Origin of the sequence: Alteriqipengyuania abyssalis, from assembly GCF_019857185.1 — a bacterium.
GTDB lineage: Bacteria > Pseudomonadota > Alphaproteobacteria > Sphingomonadales > Sphingomonadaceae > Alteriqipengyuania > Alteriqipengyuania abyssalis.
In genome coordinates this window covers 158,136-175,182 of record NZ_JAHWXP010000004.1, presented here as the reverse complement: position 1 = coordinate 175,182, position 17,047 = coordinate 158,136, and the positions used below count along the sequence as shown (strand labels likewise).

Annotated in this window: 20 protein-coding genes and 1 tRNA gene; 18 read left to right on the top strand and 3 right to left on the bottom strand. The window is 65.8% G+C overall.

Annotation, left to right across the window (positions count from 1 at the left end; translation table 11 throughout):
* Position 1 precedes the first annotated feature (1 nt).
* The 18 genes from KYN89_RS14185 (at position 2) to KYN89_RS14100 (ending at position 13,922) form a co-directional block, all read left to right on the top strand.
* Positions 2–334 (top strand): TIGR02300 family protein, encoded by a 333-nt coding sequence (locus KYN89_RS14185; protein ID WP_222825699.1) that lies wholly within the window; start codon positions 2–4, stop codon positions 332–334.
* A gap of 77 nt (positions 335–411) precedes the next feature.
* Positions 412–487 (top strand) — tRNA-Ala (locus KYN89_RS14180).
* A 138-nt stretch (positions 488–625) separates the two neighbouring features.
* Positions 626–2,128: a signal recognition particle protein gene (gene ffh / locus KYN89_RS14175; RefSeq protein WP_222825698.1), complete on the top strand. Its 1,503-nt coding sequence runs from the start codon at positions 626–628 to the stop codon at positions 2,126–2,128.
* Between the two features lie 38 nt (positions 2,129–2,166).
* A complete protein-coding gene (gene rpsP / locus KYN89_RS14170) occupies positions 2,167–2,634 on the top strand; it encodes a 30S ribosomal protein S16 (RefSeq protein WP_222825697.1) in 468 nt (155 codons plus the stop codon).
* Positions 2,635–2,753: 119 nt separating this feature from the next.
* A complete protein-coding gene (gene rimM / locus KYN89_RS14165) occupies positions 2,754–3,233 on the top strand; it encodes a ribosome maturation factor RimM (RefSeq protein WP_222825696.1) in 480 nt (159 codons plus the stop codon).
* A 6-nt stretch (positions 3,234–3,239) separates the two neighbouring features.
* The gene (locus KYN89_RS14160; protein ID WP_222825695.1) at positions 3,240–3,572 is read left to right on the top strand and encodes a hypothetical protein; all 333 of its coding nucleotides are present in this window, start codon (positions 3,240–3,242) and stop codon (positions 3,570–3,572) included.
* Between the two features lie 131 nt (positions 3,573–3,703).
* Positions 3,704–4,435 carry a DUF5818 domain-containing protein gene (locus tag KYN89_RS14155; protein WP_222825694.1) on the top strand — a complete coding sequence of 244 codons (732 nt, stop codon included), beginning with the start codon at positions 3,704–3,706 and terminating at the stop codon, positions 4,433–4,435.
* Between the two features lie 38 nt (positions 4,436–4,473).
* Positions 4,474–5,025 (top strand): glycine-rich domain-containing protein, encoded by a 552-nt coding sequence (locus tag KYN89_RS14150; RefSeq protein ID WP_222825693.1) that lies wholly within the window; start codon positions 4,474–4,476, stop codon positions 5,023–5,025.
* A gap of 13 nt (positions 5,026–5,038) precedes the next feature.
* Positions 5,039–5,866, top strand: coding sequence for a TIGR04222 domain-containing membrane protein (locus KYN89_RS14145; protein ID WP_222825692.1), 828 nt, complete (start codon positions 5,039–5,041; stop codon positions 5,864–5,866).
* 20 nt (positions 5,867–5,886) lie between these two features.
* Positions 5,887–6,189 (top strand): hypothetical protein, encoded by a 303-nt coding sequence (locus tag KYN89_RS14140; RefSeq protein ID WP_222825788.1) that lies wholly within the window; start codon positions 5,887–5,889, stop codon positions 6,187–6,189.
* On the top strand, positions 6,165–7,025 hold the full coding sequence (trmD, locus tag KYN89_RS14135; RefSeq protein ID WP_222825777.1) for a tRNA (guanosine(37)-N1)-methyltransferase TrmD: 861 nt from the start codon (positions 6,165–6,167) through the stop codon (positions 7,023–7,025). Before KYN89_RS14140 ends, trmD begins: the two co-directional genes overlap by 25 nt.
* Positions 7,022–7,408 carry a 50S ribosomal protein L19 gene (rplS, locus tag KYN89_RS14130; protein ID WP_010240097.1) on the top strand — a complete coding sequence of 129 codons (387 nt, stop codon included), beginning with the start codon at positions 7,022–7,024 and terminating at the stop codon, positions 7,406–7,408. Before trmD ends, rplS begins: the two co-directional genes overlap by 4 nt.
* Positions 7,409–7,656: 248 nt before the next feature.
* Positions 7,657–9,897 carry a S9 family peptidase gene (locus tag KYN89_RS14125; RefSeq protein WP_222825691.1) on the top strand — a complete coding sequence of 747 codons (2,241 nt, stop codon included), beginning with the start codon at positions 7,657–7,659 and terminating at the stop codon, positions 9,895–9,897.
* Positions 9,894–11,081 carry an APC family permease gene (locus tag KYN89_RS14120; protein ID WP_222825690.1) on the top strand — a complete coding sequence of 396 codons (1,188 nt, stop codon included), beginning with the start codon at positions 9,894–9,896 and terminating at the stop codon, positions 11,079–11,081. Before KYN89_RS14125 ends, KYN89_RS14120 begins: the two co-directional genes overlap by 4 nt.
* Before the next feature lie 67 nt (positions 11,082–11,148).
* Entirely contained in the window at positions 11,149–12,174 is a 1,026-nt protein-coding gene (locus KYN89_RS14115) for an aspartate-semialdehyde dehydrogenase (RefSeq protein ID WP_222825689.1), read from the top strand.
* Positions 12,175–12,177: 3 nt separating this feature from the next.
* On the top strand, positions 12,178–12,597 hold the full coding sequence (locus KYN89_RS14110; RefSeq protein ID WP_222825688.1) for a hypothetical protein: 420 nt from the start codon (positions 12,178–12,180) through the stop codon (positions 12,595–12,597).
* A gap of 64 nt (positions 12,598–12,661) precedes the next feature.
* A complete protein-coding gene (locus KYN89_RS14105) occupies positions 12,662–13,261 on the top strand; it encodes a hypothetical protein (protein WP_248285303.1) in 600 nt (199 codons plus the stop codon).
* 13 nt (positions 13,262–13,274) lie between these two features.
* Positions 13,275–13,922 (top strand): 2-hydroxychromene-2-carboxylate isomerase, encoded by a 648-nt coding sequence (locus KYN89_RS14100; RefSeq protein ID WP_222825687.1) that lies wholly within the window; start codon positions 13,275–13,277, stop codon positions 13,920–13,922.
* 10 nt (positions 13,923–13,932) lie between these two features.
* Here KYN89_RS14100 and KYN89_RS14095 read toward each other — a convergent pair whose 3' ends face one another.
* The 3 genes from KYN89_RS14095 to KYN89_RS14085 are packed head-to-tail and all read right to left on the bottom strand — an operon-like array spanning position 13,933 to position 17,003.
* Positions 13,933–15,489 carry a DHA2 family efflux MFS transporter permease subunit gene (locus KYN89_RS14095; RefSeq protein WP_222825686.1) on the bottom strand — a complete coding sequence of 519 codons (1,557 nt, stop codon included), beginning with the start codon at positions 15,487–15,489 and terminating at the stop codon, positions 13,933–13,935.
* A gap of 4 nt (positions 15,490–15,493) precedes the next feature.
* Positions 15,494–16,564, bottom strand: a complete 1,071-nt coding sequence (locus KYN89_RS14090) for an HlyD family secretion protein (protein ID WP_222825685.1) — start codon at positions 16,562–16,564, stop codon at positions 15,494–15,496.
* Positions 16,557–17,003, bottom strand: a complete 447-nt coding sequence (locus KYN89_RS14085) for a MarR family winged helix-turn-helix transcriptional regulator (protein WP_222825684.1) — start codon at positions 17,001–17,003, stop codon at positions 16,557–16,559. Before KYN89_RS14085 ends, KYN89_RS14090 begins: the two co-directional genes overlap by 8 nt.
* Positions 17,004–17,047: the final 44 nt, after the last annotated feature.

Genomic DNA, 17,047 nt, shown 5'->3' with positions numbered 1-17,047 from the left:
CATGGTCAAACCCGAATGGGGCACCAAGCGCACCTGCCCCAAGTGCGGCACGCGTTTCTACGATCTGGGCAATGAAGACCCGGTGACCTGCATCGAATGCGAGAACACCTGGACGCCCGAGCCGGTGCTCAAGTCGAAGCAGCCGATTCCCTTCGAGGAAGAAAAGAAGAAGAAGGACGAGGAGGCCGACAGCGATCTGGCCGATGACGATCTGGAGGATATCGACGTCGATGACGACGACGATTCGCCGGATAACGAGGTCGATCTGGGCGGCGACGACGACCTGGGCGTCGCGAAGTCCAAGGGTGACGACGACGAGAACGACGACACCTGATTTTTCGTATCGCGGGCGGATATTCCGCTTGCAAAGGGGCGCCGTGCTTTCTAAACGGCGCCTCCCACAACCGGCACGGGGCCTTAGCTCAGCTGGGAGAGCGCTACAATGGCATTGTAGAGGTCAGCGGTTCGATCCCGCTAGGCTCCACCACCGGTTCGAAGGGTAGTTCGCTACCCTGATGTGAGTTTCAGAAGGGGCACCGCCCCGACGCTGGCCGACGAGGTTTCGTCCGCCGGCGTTTTTCGCGTTTAATCCGGTATCGTGCCGGAGATGGAGTAAGCGGCTAGCATGTTCGACGCACTGTCGGATCGCCTTGGCAATACCTTCGACCGCCTGCGCGGGCGCGGTGCCCTGCGCGAACAGGACGTGCGCGATGCGATGCGCGAAGTGCGGATCGCGCTGCTCGAAGCCGATGTCGCGCTGCCCGTCGCGCGCGATTTCATCGCGAAGGTCACCGAAAAGGCCGTCGGCGAAAGCGTCCTCAAGTCGGTCACCCCCGGCCAGCAGGTCGTCAAGATCGTCAACGACGAGCTGGTCGCGATGCTCGGCGGCGGCGCCAATGCGGAGGGGGGTGAGGACGGCCACGTTCCGCTGACGCTCGACGCCAAGCCGCCGGTCGTGATCATGATGGTCGGCCTGCAGGGTTCGGGTAAGACGACCAGCACGGCCAAGCTCGGCAAGCTGATCCGCGAGAAGCACGGCAAGAAGGCCATGATGGCCTCGCTCGACGTCAATCGCCCGGCCGCGCAGGAGCAGCTGGCGGTGCTCGGCGAGCAGGCGCAGGTCGACACGCTGCCGATCATCGAAGGCCAGCAGCCGGTCGATATTGCGCGCCGCGCGCTCGAATCGGCGAAGCTGCGCAATGTCGATGTCGTGCTGCTCGATACCGCGGGCCGCCTGCATGTCGACGAAGCGCTGATGGCCGAGATGAAGGCGGTCGCCTCGGTGGCGACGCCGACCGAAGTCCTGCTGGTGGTCGACAGCCTGACCGGTCAGGACGCGGTCAACGTGGCGCAGAGCTTCAGCGACGAAGTGCCGCTGACCGGCGTGATTCTGACGCGGATGGATGGCGATGCGCGCGGCGGTGCGGCGCTCTCGATGCGCGCGGTCACGGGCAAGCCGATCAAGTTCGCAGGCGTCGGCGAAAAGCTCGACGCGCTCGAAGCCTTCCACCCGCGCCGGGTTGCCGAACGCATCCTGGGCATGGGCGATGTCGTCTCGCTGGTCGAAAAGGCGGCGGAATCGATCAAGGTCGAGGAAGCCGAGCTTCTCGCCAAGCGGATGGCCAAGGGCCAGTTCGACCTCAACGACCTGCGCATGCAGCTGCAGCAGATGCAGAACATGGGCGGTCTCGGCATGCTCGCGGGCATGATGCCCGGCATGAAGAAGGCCAAGCAGGCGATGCAGGCCAGCGGCATGGACGACAAGGTGCTGGTCCACATGGACGCGATCATGGGCTCGATGACGCCCAAGGAGCGCGCCAATCCCGCGCTGCTCAACGCCAAGCGCAAGAAGCGCGTCGCGGCGGGCAGCGGCACGCAGGTGCAGGACGTGAACAAGGTGCTGAAAATGCACCAGGAAATGTCCCGCGCGATGAAGCAGATCAAGAAGATGGGCGGGATGAAGGGCCTTGCCGCGATGCTTGGCGGAGGCGGCGGAATGGGCGGTCTTCCCGGCATGGGCGGCAAGGGCATGCCCCAGATTCCGGGCATGGACGGTCAGGGCATGGGCGATGTCGACATGAGCAAGCTGCCCCCCGACCTTCAGAAATTGCTGCCCAAGAAGAAATAACCGAAACCGACTTAGATTAAGACCAAGGACGAACCGAAATGGCTATTGCACTCCGACTTTCCCGTGGCGGCGCCAAGAAGCGCCCCTATTACCGCATCGTTGCTGCCGACTCGCGCTATCCGCGCGATGGCCGCTATCTCGAGCAGATCGGCACCTACAACCCGCTGCTCGCCAAGGACGACGAGAAGCGCGTCCAGCTGAACGAAGACCGCGCCAAGTACTGGCTCGGCGTCGGCGCGCAGCCGAGCGACCGTGTCGCCCGCTTCCTCGATGCCGCCGGCATCCGTGAGCGTGCTGCGCGCAACAACCCGAACAAGGCCGAGCCGGGAGAAAAGGCCAAGGAACGCGCCGAGGAAAAGGCCGCCAAGGAAGCCGAAGCCGCCGAAGCGCTGAAGGCTGCCCAGGAAGCTCCGGCCGAGGAAGAGAAGACCGAAGAAGCACCGGCTGAAGAAGCTGCTGCCGAAGCACCGGCAGAGGAAGCTGGCGAAGAAAAGGCCGAAGGCTGATGACATCTCCCTCTCCCCACCGGGGGAGAGGGTCGGGAAGAGGGGGCGAGGCCCGAGGCGCATCGCCGTCCGCTTCCCCCCTCCCAACCCTCCCCCCGAGCGGGGGGAGGGCTATAGTATTGGCCGCCGTCACCGGCGCGCACGGGGTGGCGGGCGAGGTCCGGCTCAAGCTGTTCGGCGATGATGTCGATGCGCTCAAGGCGCACAAGACCTTCAATGACGGCCAGCTGACCGCCTCCAAGATCCGCTCCGACAACAAGGGCGGGGCGATCGCCCGCTTCGCCGAGGTGCCCGACCGCACCGCCGCCGAAGCCCTGCGCGGCACCCTGCTCAGCGTATCGCGCGACGCGCTGCCCCCGCTCGAAGATGGCGAGTTCTACCACGCCGACCTGATCGGCCTGCCGGTGGTGACCACCGACGGGGCCGCAGTCGGCCACGTGATCGATGTCGCCAATTACGGCGCGACCGACATTGTCGAGATCGCGCACGATCCCGTGCCCGAAAAGGGCCCGAAGACCTTCATGGTCCCGATGATCCCGACTGCCGTACCCGAGTGGGATGACGGGCGCCTTGTGATCGCCGCCGAATTCGCGGATTAGGGACGCATGTTCGCTATTGTCGGCCTGGTTGCGTCTCTCGGATTTGTGGTCGCTCTGACCCTTGGCATCGCGTTCCTGCTCGATATTATGGCCGCTTCGACCTCGTGGAAGGTGCGGGCCGTGTGGACGGCGCTGATCGCCGCCTTTGTGCCTATGTCGCTGCCGATCATCACGCTCCTGAGCGAAAGCGGTTTTCGATCCGAGCTTGTCGCGCCGCTGGCGGCGCTCGTCATCGGTGCGCCGTTCATTGCCGTAGTGGTCTGCTTTCCGGTCGCCTATTTATTCTCCAGGAAGCGCGCTGCTGGCCGAGAGCCGGTTTCCGACAAGGTCTTCGACTGATCGGGAAGGCTGGTTGCTGCGACGGCGTATTGCTGCGCTGCTTATCGATATGTGACGCCAAGGATCGCCGGAGACTTTCGGAACATCGCCCCCGCCTTGCGCACTGATCGGGCATGACGACATTCAGGAATATGACGAGCCTGCTCTGCGCGCCGCTGCTCCTGCTAGCCTGCGCCGGGCCTTCGGACGAGAGTGGCCAAAGCGCCGATGCGGCGCGCGACGAGATGATCGCTGCGCCCGGTGACAATTCCGGCAACCCGGCCGCGGGCACGCGCCCTTCCGGGCAGCCGGATCTGGTGACGGTCGAGGGCAGGATTGCCAAAGGCGTCGAATGCCTGACACTGAAGACGCCTGATGGCGAGACGTGGGCGTTCAACGCGGGCGAGGCGGATTTCGGGCCGGGCGACTATGTCGAGATTATCGGCGAGGTCGCCGATGCCAGCTTCTGCCAACAGAGAACGGGCACGCTGATCCCGCGGCGGATCGAGGCTAAGAGCCCGCCAGCGCGCGATCGCGACCCGGCCCGAGCGGGCGGGCTTGCGGTGACGGGCGAGTATGTCCGGGGGAACTGGGTGGCGAAGGGGCTGAACGCCGATTGCGCCAGGCCGGATTTCGCTGTCAGCGCCAATTCGCGCGGGATGAGCATCATCGAAACGCGGGTGAACGGCTACCCCGAAACCGGCGTGGTCGATGTTGGCCCGACACCTGCGCTGCAATGGGACGAACCGCTGCCCACGCTGCCGATCGAAACGCGTGGGCCCGATGGTCTGGCGGTGATGCCTGCCGCCGATGGCGAGGTGGTGACGCTTGCCGGGCACCGCATCGATGGCGACGGCGTGGTCTTCGTCAAATGCGCGGATTGACGCTGGCCTGAGCGCGCCTGTGCACCGATAGTGCGCGGATGAGCGCGTTCGAAACCGATCTGTGGTGGCGGCTGGCCGATTACGAGATCGGCCCGGCGGATGCTGCGTTCACCTTCGCCCAGCGCCTCGCGCGGGAGAACCGCTGGAGCGCGGACTATGCCGCGCGCGTCCTCACCGAGTACAAGCGGTTCTGCTGGCTCGCCTGCGAGGCTGGGCATGAGGTCACGCCCTCGGACGCGGTCGATCAGGCATGGCACCTGCACCTGACCTTCAGCCGCGACTACTGGGAGCGCTTTTGCCCGGAGGTGCTGCGCATGCCGCTGCACCATGGGCCGACCGCGGGCGGGACGGTGGAACGGACGCGCTATTACGATCAGTATGCGCAAACGCTCGCCAGCTATGAAGCGCATTTCGGCGAGCCTGCGCCGGAGGATATCTGGCCCGATGCGCGTCGCCGCTTCCTCGTCGATCCCAAGGCGGTGCGGGTGAACCCGGCGGACGCCTTCATCGTGCCGCGCGGCAAAGCCTATGGTTTCGCCGCGGCGATCGGGCTAGCGCTGACCGCGCTGGCACTGGGGGTGCTGCTGTGAGGAGTGGGGCGCAATGAATATCGATCTGGCGCAATACGGCGCGGCACAGTTCATCATGCTCTATGCCGGGCTGATCGTGCTCGGCTGGCTGCTCGCGCTGATCGTGCCCGCGATCCTGCGCCCGGCAGGCGAGCCGGGCCGCCCGCGCGATTTCGGCCAGTTCGCCGCGCTGGCAAGCGGCAAGGCCCGCTATGCCGAGGCGGTGATGGCCGACCTGCTCGCCTCGGGAAGGCTGGAGCTGGAGGGCAAGAAATTCCACGTGCGCGACCGGCAGGCTGCCTCGGGCGGCGCGGAAACGCGGCTGATGTCGCTGGGCGACAGCTTCGGGTGGCGAACCTTCGCGCGCGCGATCGACGGGGGCTATCAGGCGGATCGCGACGCGCTGGTCGATGCGGGGCTGCTGACCGGATCGGGCCAGGCGCTGCCGGTGCGGATCGTGGCCGCGCTGCCGATGCTCGCGATCGTGCTGCTCGGGCTATACCGCCTGCAGGCCGGGAGCGCGGAGGGGGAGCCGGTTGGCATCCTGGTGATCCTGATCGCGCTGGGCGTGGTGGTGATCGGCTGGCGCCTGATCGCCGGGCTGCGCCGCACCCGTGAGGGCGAGCGCGCGCTGAAGGAGGCACGGCAGGAGCATGTCGGGCTGAAACGCGCGCCGACCCGCGACCAGATGGGGCTGGGGGTCGCGATCTTCGGCACCGCCGTGCTGGCGGGCACGCCGTTCGACCCGCTGCACGCGATGCGCCATGGCGGCGGCGGGGATGCGGGCTATGCCGGAGATGGCGGGGGCGACGGCGGCGGATCGGGCTGCGGCGGCGGTGGCTGCGGCGGGTGCGGGGGGTAGTCGCGAGCTTCGCTTCATCTATGGGGATTTTGGCCTTCCTTTCCGCCATTCTGGGCGCTGTCTTCCTCATCTGCCTGATTGGAAATCTGTGCGTACGGGCTGTAGTGCGCGATGAGCGCTGGCAAGTTCGACTGGCGTTACTGGTGGTCCCATTCCTGCCAGCGGTCGTTGCCTATTTCTGGATTTACCCGGGTCTGATGCCTTGGAATGCGGCCGGCGCGATCATGCTGTACCCTCTGTTCCACGTCGTATTCGTACTGGCATCTGCCGTGTCGTTGCTCATCCTGGAGAAAATTCGATTTCGTTCACCGCCACCGTCCTGACCCTGTATCCAGAGATGTTTCCCGGCCCGCTCGGCGTGTCGCTCGCCGGGCGTGCGCTGCGCGAGGGCGCATGGTCGCTCGACACCGTGCAAATTCGCGATTTCGCGACCGACAAGCATCGTACGGTGGACGATACGCCTGCAGGCGGCGGGGCGGGCATGGTGCTCAGGTGCGATGTGCTGGCAGCGGCGCTGGATAGTGTGACGCAAAAGCCCTCACCCCTTCAGGGGGGAAGGTTGGGAGGGGGGCTTTCCCCGGGCGAGGCCCTCCAGCGCGATCCTTTGCCCCTTCCCCCGACCCCCTCCCCTGAAGGGGAGGGGGAGAGTAGGCCGATCCCCGTCCTCGCCATGACTCCCCGCGGAAAACCGATCACCCAGGCGCGCATTCGCGAGATCGCGGAAGGGCCGGGCGTCACTATCCTGTGCGGCCGGTTCGAGGGGTTCGACGAGCGCCTGTTCGAGGCGCGGCCCTATATCGAGGAAGTCAGCCTGGCGGACATCGTCCTGTCGGGCGGAGAGACTGCCGCAATCGCCATACTCGACGCTTGCATTCGGTTGCTTCCGGGAGTAATGGGCGCGGCTTCAAGCGGGACCGAGGAGTCGTTCGAGGACGGCCTTCTGGAATACCCGCACTACACCCGACCTCAGGAATGGGAAGGGCGCACGATCCCCGAAGTGCTGCGATCGGGGGATCATGCGAAGATCGCGGCGTGGCGAAAGCGACGCTCCGAAGAAATGACACGGTTACGCAGGCCGGATTTGTGGGAGCGTCACACCGATGCTCCGGTCCAGTCTGCCTCTGGCGCGCAGCGAGAAACGAAGGACCAGGACCAATGAACCTGATTCAGCAGCTCGAAGCCGAAGCGATTGAAAATCTCGGCAAGGATATTCCGGAATTCCGCTCGGGCGACACCGTGCGCGTTGGCGTGAAGGTCGTCGAAGGTACGCGTGAGCGTATTCAGAACTTCGAAGGCGTGGTCATCGCGCGTTCGAACCGCGGCATGGGTTCCAACTTCACCGTTCGCAAGATGAGCTTCGGCGAAGGCGTGGAGCGTGTGTTCCCGCTCTATTCGCCGATCGTCGACTCCATCACCGTGGTCCGCCGCGGCGTCGTGCGTCGTGCGAAGCTGTACTATCTGCGCGGCCGCACCGGCAAGAGCGCGCGCATCGCCGAACGCCGCGATGTGCGCCCCGCCAAGGGTGAGAAGAAGGACGCGTAAGCGCGGCTTTCTGACAAGCGAAACAGGAAAGGGCGGTCCGGCAGGGCCGCCCTTTTTCGTTGCAAGCTTGTCATTCTCCCCCGTCATTGCGAGGAGCCCTTCGGCTGGCTGCTTGCAGCAGCCGCTCAGGATAGACTACGCGACGAAGCAATCCATGGCGTATCGCCCTGCATGTCGGGCGTTAGGCCACGGGATCGCCGCGCGCCCCTGCGGGCTGCGTGCGGTGACGACGGAGAGGACTTACATCAATGCGCCACCTGTTTGCCGCCGCAGCCATTCTCGCCCTTGCCACACCGCTTGCCGCGCAGGAGAGCGACGCCATGACCAGCCAGGCCATCCAGAACGCAGACCTCACCATCGAACGCGTCTTCGCCAGCCCCGGCCTCGACGGGCCGAGCCCGCGCCAGGCGAAGCTTTCGCCCGATGGCCGCTATCTCACCCTGCTGCGCAACCGCGCGGATGATCGCGAACGCTACGATCTGTGGGGCTACGACCGGCAGAGCGGTGAATGGACCATGCTGGTCGACAGCGAAGCGCTGGGCTCGGGTCGCGAGCTGTCCGAAGACGAGAAGATGCAGCGCGAGCGGGCGCGGGTCGGCAATCTCAAGGGCATCATCGCTTATCAGTGGAATGCGGATGGATCGGGCGTGCTGGTGCCGCTGGACGGCGATCTCTACCTCGCGAAGCTGGACGGCACCGTCACCCGGCTGACCGATACCGAGGAGAGCGAGCTCAATCCCAAGCTCAGCCCGGAGGGCGACTTCGTCTCCTTCGTGCGCGACCGGCAGCTGTGGGTTGGCCCGGTGGGCGGCGACGCGCAGCCGATCACGCCCAAGGAAGGCGAGTTGATCCGCTGGGGCGAGGCGGAATTCGTTGCACAGGAAGAAATGGGCCGGATGGCCGGCTTCTGGTGGAATCCCGACGATAGCCGGATCGCGGTACAACGGACCGACGAGAGCCCGGTGGGCGTGGTCACCCGCGCGGCGATCGGCGCGACCGGGACCAAGGTGTTCGACCAGCGCTACCCCGTGGCGGGCAGCGACAACGCCATCGTCGAGCTGTTCGTGATGGACCCGGACGGCGCGAACCGGGTGAAGGTCGATCTGGGGGACAACCCCGACATATACCTCGCCCGGGTCGACTGGGCCCCCGATGGCAGCGCGCTGTATGTCCAGCGCCAGAACCGCGAGCAGACCCGGCTCGACGTGCTCAAGGTCGATCCCGCAACCGGGGCAAGCGAGGTCTGGTTTACCGAAGAAGCGGCGCGGCCCGACTACTGGATCAACCTGTCGGCCAATTACCGCTTTCTCGACGACGGAAGCCTGCTGTGGTGGTCCGAACGCGACGGTTACGGGCAGTTCTACCGCTTCGACGGTAAGGACTGGCAGCAGCTGACCCGTGGGGACGAACCCGTGACCTCGCTGGTCGGACTCAACGAAGAGACCGGCGTGTTCTTCTACCAGGCGACGACCAATGTGCTGACCCAGCAGATCTATCGCGCCTCGCTCGACGGGCAGGCGGATGGCGCATTGCTGACCGACCCCGGCTTCACCAACAGCGCGAGCATGGACCAGCAGGGCCAGACGCTGCTCATCAGCCGGTCTTCGCCGAGCCAGCCGCCGCAAAGCTACCTCGCCGATACTGATGGGCAACGCCTGGCGTGGGTGGAGGAAAACGCGCTCGACGCAGATCACCCCTACGCGCCCTATCTCGCCAGCCATGTGTGGCCCGAATTCGGCACGCTGCCTGCGGAGGATGGCACGCCGCTGCATTATATGATGCTCAAGCCCAAGATGGAGCCGGGCAAGAAGTACCCCGTGTTCATCATGCACTATGGCGGGCCCGGCCCGCAGATGGTTGATCGCGGGTGGAAGGGCGCGCTGCCGCAGGCGATCGTCGACAAGGGCTATGTTTACTTCGTGCTCGACAATCGCGGCTCGGCCAACCGGGGCGTCGCGTTCGAGCAGCCGATCTACCACGCTATGGGCGGGGTCGAGGTGCGCGACCAGAAGGCGGGCGCGGAGTTTCTCAAGTCGCTCGACTTCGTCGATCCGGACAAGCTGGCAATCTACGGTTGGTCCTATGGCGGGTACATGACGCTCAAGCAGTTGCAGGCCGATCCCGGCCTCTATGCCGCAGGCGTGTCCGGCGCTCCGGTCACCCGGTGGGAACTGTACGACACCCACTATACCGAACGTTTCATGGGCGACCCGAACGCAGTGCCCGAAGCCTACGAAGCGGCGAGCGCGATTCCCAAAGCGACCGAGATGACCGATCCCCTGTTGCTGATCCACGGGATGGCGGACGACAACGTGGTGTTCGAGAATTCGACCGAGCTGATCTCGACCTTGCAGGAAGCGGCGGTGCCGTTCGAGATGATGCTCTATCCGGGCTATACCCACCGGGTCAGCGGGCCGAAGATCAGCGTGCACCTGTGGCACACGATCTTCGATTTCCTGGATAGCCACGGGGTAACACCGCCGGAATGAGCGAAAAGCAGTCGACCGGGGGCCAGCTCGGTCTTGCAGCGGTCTGGGCGATCGCGGTCGGCGGGATGGTCGGCGGCGGGATTTTCTCGACGCTGGGCGTGGTCATGTCCAGCGCGGGGCACTGGGCCGCGCTCAGCTTCGTGCTCGGCGGGCTGGTGGCCTATGCCACCGGACACAGCCTTGCCGCGCTGACGGTGGCGAAGGACGAGGCGGGCGGCATCTACACCTTCCTGCGCGACCTCAAGTTTACCCGGCTCGCCCGCTGGTCTGCCTGGGTACTGCTGGCGGGATACGTGCTGACCTGCGCAGTCTATGCCTACACTTTCGGGGCCTATCTGGGGCAGGCGATCGACGGGCCTGGCTGGCTCCCCCCGGCGATGGCCTCTGCGGTGATCCTGGCGATGACCGCGATCAACCTGCGCGGGGCTGGGCAGGCGGCGGGGGTGGAGATCGCCATCGTTGCGATCAAGCTCGCGATCCTTGCCGCGCTCGCCGCATTCGGCCTTTCGCAGTTCGAGGCGGACAAGCTCTCCATCGCGCAGCAACCGGGCCTGATCGGGATCGTGATCGGCGCGGCATCGGTGTTCATGGCCTACGAGGGGTTCGAACTGGTCGCCTACGACTACGACGAGATGAAGGACCGCAAGCGGGTGATGCGGCGGATCATGCCGCTCGCCATCGGCAGCGCGGCGCTGATCTACGTGCTGGTCGCGCTGGCGGTGCCGATGCTGACGGGCACGCAGGCGGTGATCGAGGATGGCGAGGTCGCGCTGTCCCGCGCCGGGCAGGCGGCGCTCGGCACCCCCGGCCTGATCGCGGTAACCATCGCCGCGGCGCTTTCCACTGCGAGCGCGATCAATGCGACGCTGTTCAGCTCCGCCCGGCTGGCGCGCGAGGTGGCACAGGATGGGGGCCTGCCCGGCGCGTTGGGGCGCGAGAACTCGGAAGGGTCGCCATACTGGGCAGTGCTGCTGCTGGCAGCAGGCGCGCTGGCGCTGGCGGTGATGGGCGGGCTCGACGGGCTGGTCAGCGGGGCGAGCGTGGTCTTCCTGCTCGTGTTCGGCACGCTCAATGCGCTGGCGGTGAAGGAGAATGTCGGCAAGCGATGGATCACGTTGCCCGGCGCCGTGCTCGCCTTTGCGGCGCTGGCCGTCTTGCTCCTGCACATGGCGAAGCTGATCTGACCCACAATCGCTTGCGGCGCGGCGCGCTTGGCCCCATGTGGCGGTGCAGCACGAACAGGAGTGATTGATGGGTTACAAGGTCGCCGTTGTCGGCGCGACGGGGAATGTCGGGCGTGAAATGATGCAGGTTCTGGCGGAGCGCGAGTTCCCGATCGACGAGATCGTGGCGCTGGCCAGCTCGCGCAGCCAGGGCACCGAGATCGAATTCGGCGACACCGGAAAGATGCTCAAGTGCAAGAACCTCGAACATTTCGACTTCACCGGGTGGGATATCGCGCTGTTTTCCGCCGGTGGCGCGATTGCCAAGGAATATGCGCCCAAGGCTGCTGCGGCGGGCTGCGTGGTGATCGACAATTCCTCGCACTACCGGATGGACCCGGACGTGCCGCTGATCGTGCCCGAGGTGAACCCGGACGCGATCGACGGCTACACCGCGAAGAACATCATCGCGAACCCCAACTGCTCGACCGCGCAGCTGGTCGTCGCGCTCAAGCCGCTGCACGATGCCGCCGGGATCAAGCGTGTGGTCGTCTCGACCTACCAGTCGGTTTCCGGCGCGGGCAAGGAAGGCATGGACGAGCTGTTCCAGCAGAGCCGCGCGATCTTCGTCGGCGACCCGGTGGAGCCGAGCAAGTTCACCAAGCAGATCGCGTTCAACGTGATCCCGCATATCGACGTCTTCCTCGACGATGGATCGACCAAGGAAGAGTGGAAGATGGTGGTCGAGACCAAGAAGATCCTCGACCCCAAGATCAAGCTGACCGCCACCTGCGTGCGCGTGCCGGTGTTCGTCGGCCACTCCGAAGCGGTGACGATCGAGTTCGAGCGCGAGATCACTGCCGAACAGGCGCAGGACATCCTGCGCGAGGCACCCGGCATCATGCTGGTCGATAAGCGCGAGGATGAAGGTTACATCACCCCGGTGGAAAGCGTGGGCGACGGCGCGACCTATATCAGCCGCGTGCGCGAAGACCCGACGGTCGAGAACGGCCTCAACCTGTGGTGCGTCTCTGACAACCTGCGCAAGGGCGCCGCGCTCAACGCCGTGCAGATCGCCGAACTGCTGGGTCGCCGTCACCTCAAGAAGGGCTAGGCGATGCTTGGCCCCGATCCGGACCAGCAGCGCCGCATGGCGGGCGAGATGGATCGCTCGATCGAGCAGATTGAGCGTGAGACATCGGCTGTCCTGAAGCGTCTGGTCGTGCGTTGGGGGATCCGCTGGGCTGTCGTTTTCGCGGTCATCTTCCTGCTCACGCAGAGTGTCGACTGGCTCGACTGGCTGTGGTGGATTGCAGTGCCGATCGCGGTTGTCTCACTGGCGGTGCCGCTGCTGTTCCGCCGCTTCCTGACCAGACGGCTGGAGCGGGTTCGCGGCCAGTTCGGCATGTTCGGCGGGCAGGGCGAGACGATCGACGGATCGTGGCACGATGCGGGGCCGGCAAGACGTGACCCGCCGCGCGATGAACCTGCGGGAGTGATCATCGACCAGCGCCCGCGCGGGGACGGCGACGACTAGTGCTTGTGGCACGCGGGCGGCTCTGACACTCTCGCGCCGGAACAACCTCGCTTGGGAGCGTGACATGACACATCGGTTCGGATTGGCCTTGGCCGGGATGGCGGCGCTCTCGCTCGCGGCGTGCAATGATGGCGCGCAGGAGCCCGCGCCGAGCGAACCGGTGACGCAGGAACAGATCGATGCGCAGACGCCCAATGCGCCCAGCGAAAGGTCGATCGACCTGCTGCCAGACGGGCTGGTGATCGCTCCGCCCGAAGCAGGCGGCGATGGGGTGGTCCTCAACTTCGGTGAAGGTGAGGACGAGGTGGTCGAAGCGCTGACCGCAGTTTTCGGCGGCCCGCAATTCGGCAGCAACGAGGAATGCGGCGCAGGCCCCATGACCTTCGCGACCTTCGACCAGTTCGTCGCCAATTTTCAGGACGACCGCTTCGTCGGCTGGATGGTCAACGGGCCGAGCGAGCGCGCGAGCTTCACCGGGCCCGATGGCGTGACGCTGGGGATGTCGGCGGCGGACCTGCGCAAGCTATCGACCTACGCCGCGTTCGAAGACAGCACGCTGGGCGAGGAATTCACCGTCGGCGGCAACGAGATGCTGGTCTCCGGCCTGATCGAGGACAATCAGGTCGCGGTGCTGTGGGGCGGCGTCGCCTGCAATTTCCGCTGAGCGGGGCGAGGCCGTGCTGACCGCCGATCTCTATTTCAGCTTCCGCTCGCCCTACAGCTACCTCGCGATCGGCCGCTATCGCGCGCTTATGGAGAGCCACGCGGTGGAGATTACGCTGCGGCCCGTCTGGCCGCTCGCGATCCGCGAACCCGATTTCTTCGAGCGCAATCATCCCAACTGGCTTGGCTACACGGTGCGCGACATGATGCGCGTGGCCCAGTTCCACGCCATTCCCTTCGGCCCGCCGCGGCCCGACCCGATCGTGCAGGATGTGGCGACGCGCAGGATCGCGCAGGACCAGCCTTTTATCCGTTACGTCACCCGGATGGGGCAGGCGGCGGCACGGCGCGGGAAGGGCGTGGCGTTCGCGCATGAGGCTGCGCAGCTGATCTGGGGCGGGGCGGAAAACTGGCATCAGGGCGATCACCTCGCCAATGCGGCGCAACGGGCCGGGCTCGATCCGGAGGCTCTGGATGCAGAGGTCGCGGCGCAGGCCGATACGCTCGACGCGGAGATTGCCGCCAACCAGCAGGCGCTGGAGGACGCGGGCCATTGGGGCGTGCCGACGCTGGTGTTCGATGGCGAACCCTTCTTCGGGCAGGACCGGATCGAGATGGTCCGCTGGCGGATGGAGCAGAAAGGGCTGACTCCGCGCGCCTAGCGAAGGCCCGTTAGGTGCGGCCCTTGCGCATCAGGAAGACCATCGGGATCGCCGCCAGCGCGAGCCACATCATCAGGTAGAAATCGTCGATATAGGCGATCATCGCGGCCTGCCGGTTGACCTCCAGATCGACCATCGAGAGCACCGTCTGCCCAAGCGGCTGGTAGCGGTCGACCGTCGACAGGTCGATCGCATCGATCGTGGACGAGGTGACGTGGCTGCCAAGGTCCGTGTGCGCGGTCTGGATGTTCCTCGCGAGCAGCACGGTGGTGATCGAGATACCAACCGATGCGCCGATCGAGCGCAGCAGGTTGAGCAGGCTCGACCCGTCGGTGCGCAGGTGCCCCGGCAGGGTCGAGAACGCGGTTACGTTGAGCGGGATGAACACCAGCCCCAGGCCCAGCCCCTGGATCAGCCCGGTGACGATGAAATGCCACTCGTCCGCCGCGAGCGACCAGCCCGCCATCATCCACTGCGAATAGGCCGCGATGGCAAAGCCCGTGGCGACCACGATCCGCGCGTCGAGCCCCCGCCGGATCAGCACGCCGGACAGCTGCATGCTGAGCATCACGCCGACCCCGCGCGGCATCAGCACCATGCCGGTATCGATCACGCCATAGCCGAACAGGCGCTGCAGCATCGGCGGGAGCAGCGCCATGTTGGCGAACAGCACCATCCCGATCACCACCATGAACAGCAGCGCGATCACGAAGTTGCGGTCGGCGAAAATGGCCTTGTCGAACAGCGGTTCGCGCGCGGTCGTGAAATGGACGATCGCGATCCACGCCGCGCTGCCCATCAGGAAGGTGTAGAACCAGATCTCGTAAGACTGGAACCAGTCGAGCTGCGACCCGCGGTCGAGCAGCAATTGCAGCGAGGAGAGCGCGATCGCCAGCATCACGAACCCGAACAGGTCGAACTTGCGCCGCTTGCCCTCGCGGTGGGGCAGCTGGGTGATCAGCAGCGCCAGCGCGAGTATGCCGACGGGCAGGTTGACGTAGAAAACCCAGCGCCAGTTGGCGCTTTCGGTCAGCCAGCCGCCCAGGATCGGCCCCAGGATCGGGCCGATCATGATTCCCAGACCCCAGATCGCCATCACCTGCGGGTGGCGGCTGGGCCGGGAGCTGTCGAGCATGAAGCTCTGGCTGAGCGGGGGGATAAACGCGCCCGTCACCCCCTGCATGGCGCGGAACAACACCATTTCGCCAAGGTTCTGCGCCATCCCGCACATCATCGAGGCGATGATGAAACCCGCGACGGAGAAGATGAACAGCCGCCGCGCGCCGACCCGGTCGCCCAGCCAGCCGGTGGCCGGCATCGCGACCGCGCTGGCGATGATATAGCTGGTCAGCACCCAGGTGACGCTCTCCGCATTGGCGCCGAGCGCGCTTTGCATGTGCGGGATCGCGACGTTGGCGATCGTCGTGTCGAGCACCTGGATCAGCGATGCGGCCATGATCCCGACCATCAGCAGGGGCTGGTTGCGGACCTGCAGCAGAGGCTCGTCGGCGGCCGGAGGCGTGGCGGCTCCGGCAGCGGGTGAGGCAGGGCGGGCGGCGCTTGCCATTGCTTCAGCGGTCGTCGGTGAAGACGGTCACATCGGTAGAAAGCCCGGCGATCAGCCGTCGCGGGCTCTTGCTGGTAATGCGGATCTTGACCGGCACGCGCTGCGTCACCTTGACCCAGTTGCCGGTCGCGTTCTGCGCCGGGAGGACGGAGAATTCCGAACCCGTGCCCGCGCCGATAGTCTCTACCTCGCCCTTGAGCACCAGCCCGGGATAGGCATCCACACGGATTTCCGCGCGCTGGCCCACCCGCATGTCGTCGAGATCGGTTTCCTTGAAATTGGCCTCCACATAGGAACTGCCATCCTCGACCAGCGTGAGCACGGGCAGGCCTTGCACGATCTGCTGGCCGATCTGCAGCCGGTCGGCCTGCGTCACGGTGCCCGCCGCGGGCGCGCGCACTTCGGTGCGGCTGAGGTTGAGCTCTGCCCCGGCTTTCTTGGCCTCGCCCGCCGCGATCGCCGGGTTCTGCCCCGGTACGGCAGCGCCTTCCGCCAGCTTCGACTCCGCCGAGGCCTTGCGGGCCTGTGCGAGGCGCAGTTCTTCGCGGGCCTGATTGACCTGGTGTTGGGCGGCATCATGCTCCGCCTTGGTTAGGAAGCCTTTCTTGTAAAGCGCATCCTTCCGCGCGAAATTGGCTTCGGCAAAGGCGATATCCTCGCGCGCGGCGGAGATCGACGCACCGGTGAGGTCGGGATCGCTAGTCAGCGCGGTACGGCTGGCCTGCGCCTGCGCGATGGCCGCATTGGCCTCGGCAATCTGCACTTCGTAGGGGCGCGGGTCGATCCGGAACAGCAACTGGCCCGGTTTCACCCGATCCCCGTCGGCGACCAGCACCTCGACGATCTGCCCGCCGACCTCGGCCGAAATCGAGACACGATCCTGCTGGACGTAGGCATTGTCGGTCGCCACCTTGCCCTGCAGGCTGGACCAGTAGACGAACCCGCCGATCAGCAGGAGCAGTGGCACCACCGCCATCAGCGCGATGCGCCGCCAGCGGCGCTTCTTGGGCGCGGTTGCGGGCGCTTCCTCGGTTGCGGGAGTATCGCTTGCGATGACGGGATCGGCTTCAGCCATGAGCGGGCTCTTGCATTTCGGGAGTGGTGGAGAGGTTAGCGGAAACCCGGTGAAGTATTCGTGAAAACGCCGCCTGCTCGCCCTCGTCAAGCCCGTCGACCATCTGGTCGAGCAGCCCGGAGAGCGCATCGCGAATGCGCGCGGCCTCGCCTGCGGCGCGCGGCGTCAGGAAGAGCAGTCTTGCACGGCGGTCGCGCGGGTCGTTGCGCCGTTCGACGAGGCCGGATTCCTCCATCCGGTCGACCATCCGGCACAAGGTGATCGGTTCGACCTCCAGCCGCTCGGCATGAAAGGCCTGGTTCTCGCCCGGCGATCTTTCGAGCGCGAGCAGCAGGCGCGCCTGCGGACCGGTAATACCGATGGCGCGGACACGCTCGTCGAACGCGCGGCGCAAAAGGCGCGCATTGTCGACCATCAGCCAGCCCAGGTTCTTGTCCATGCGCGCGCATATAATAAGCGTACTTATTACGTGCAACACCGTTG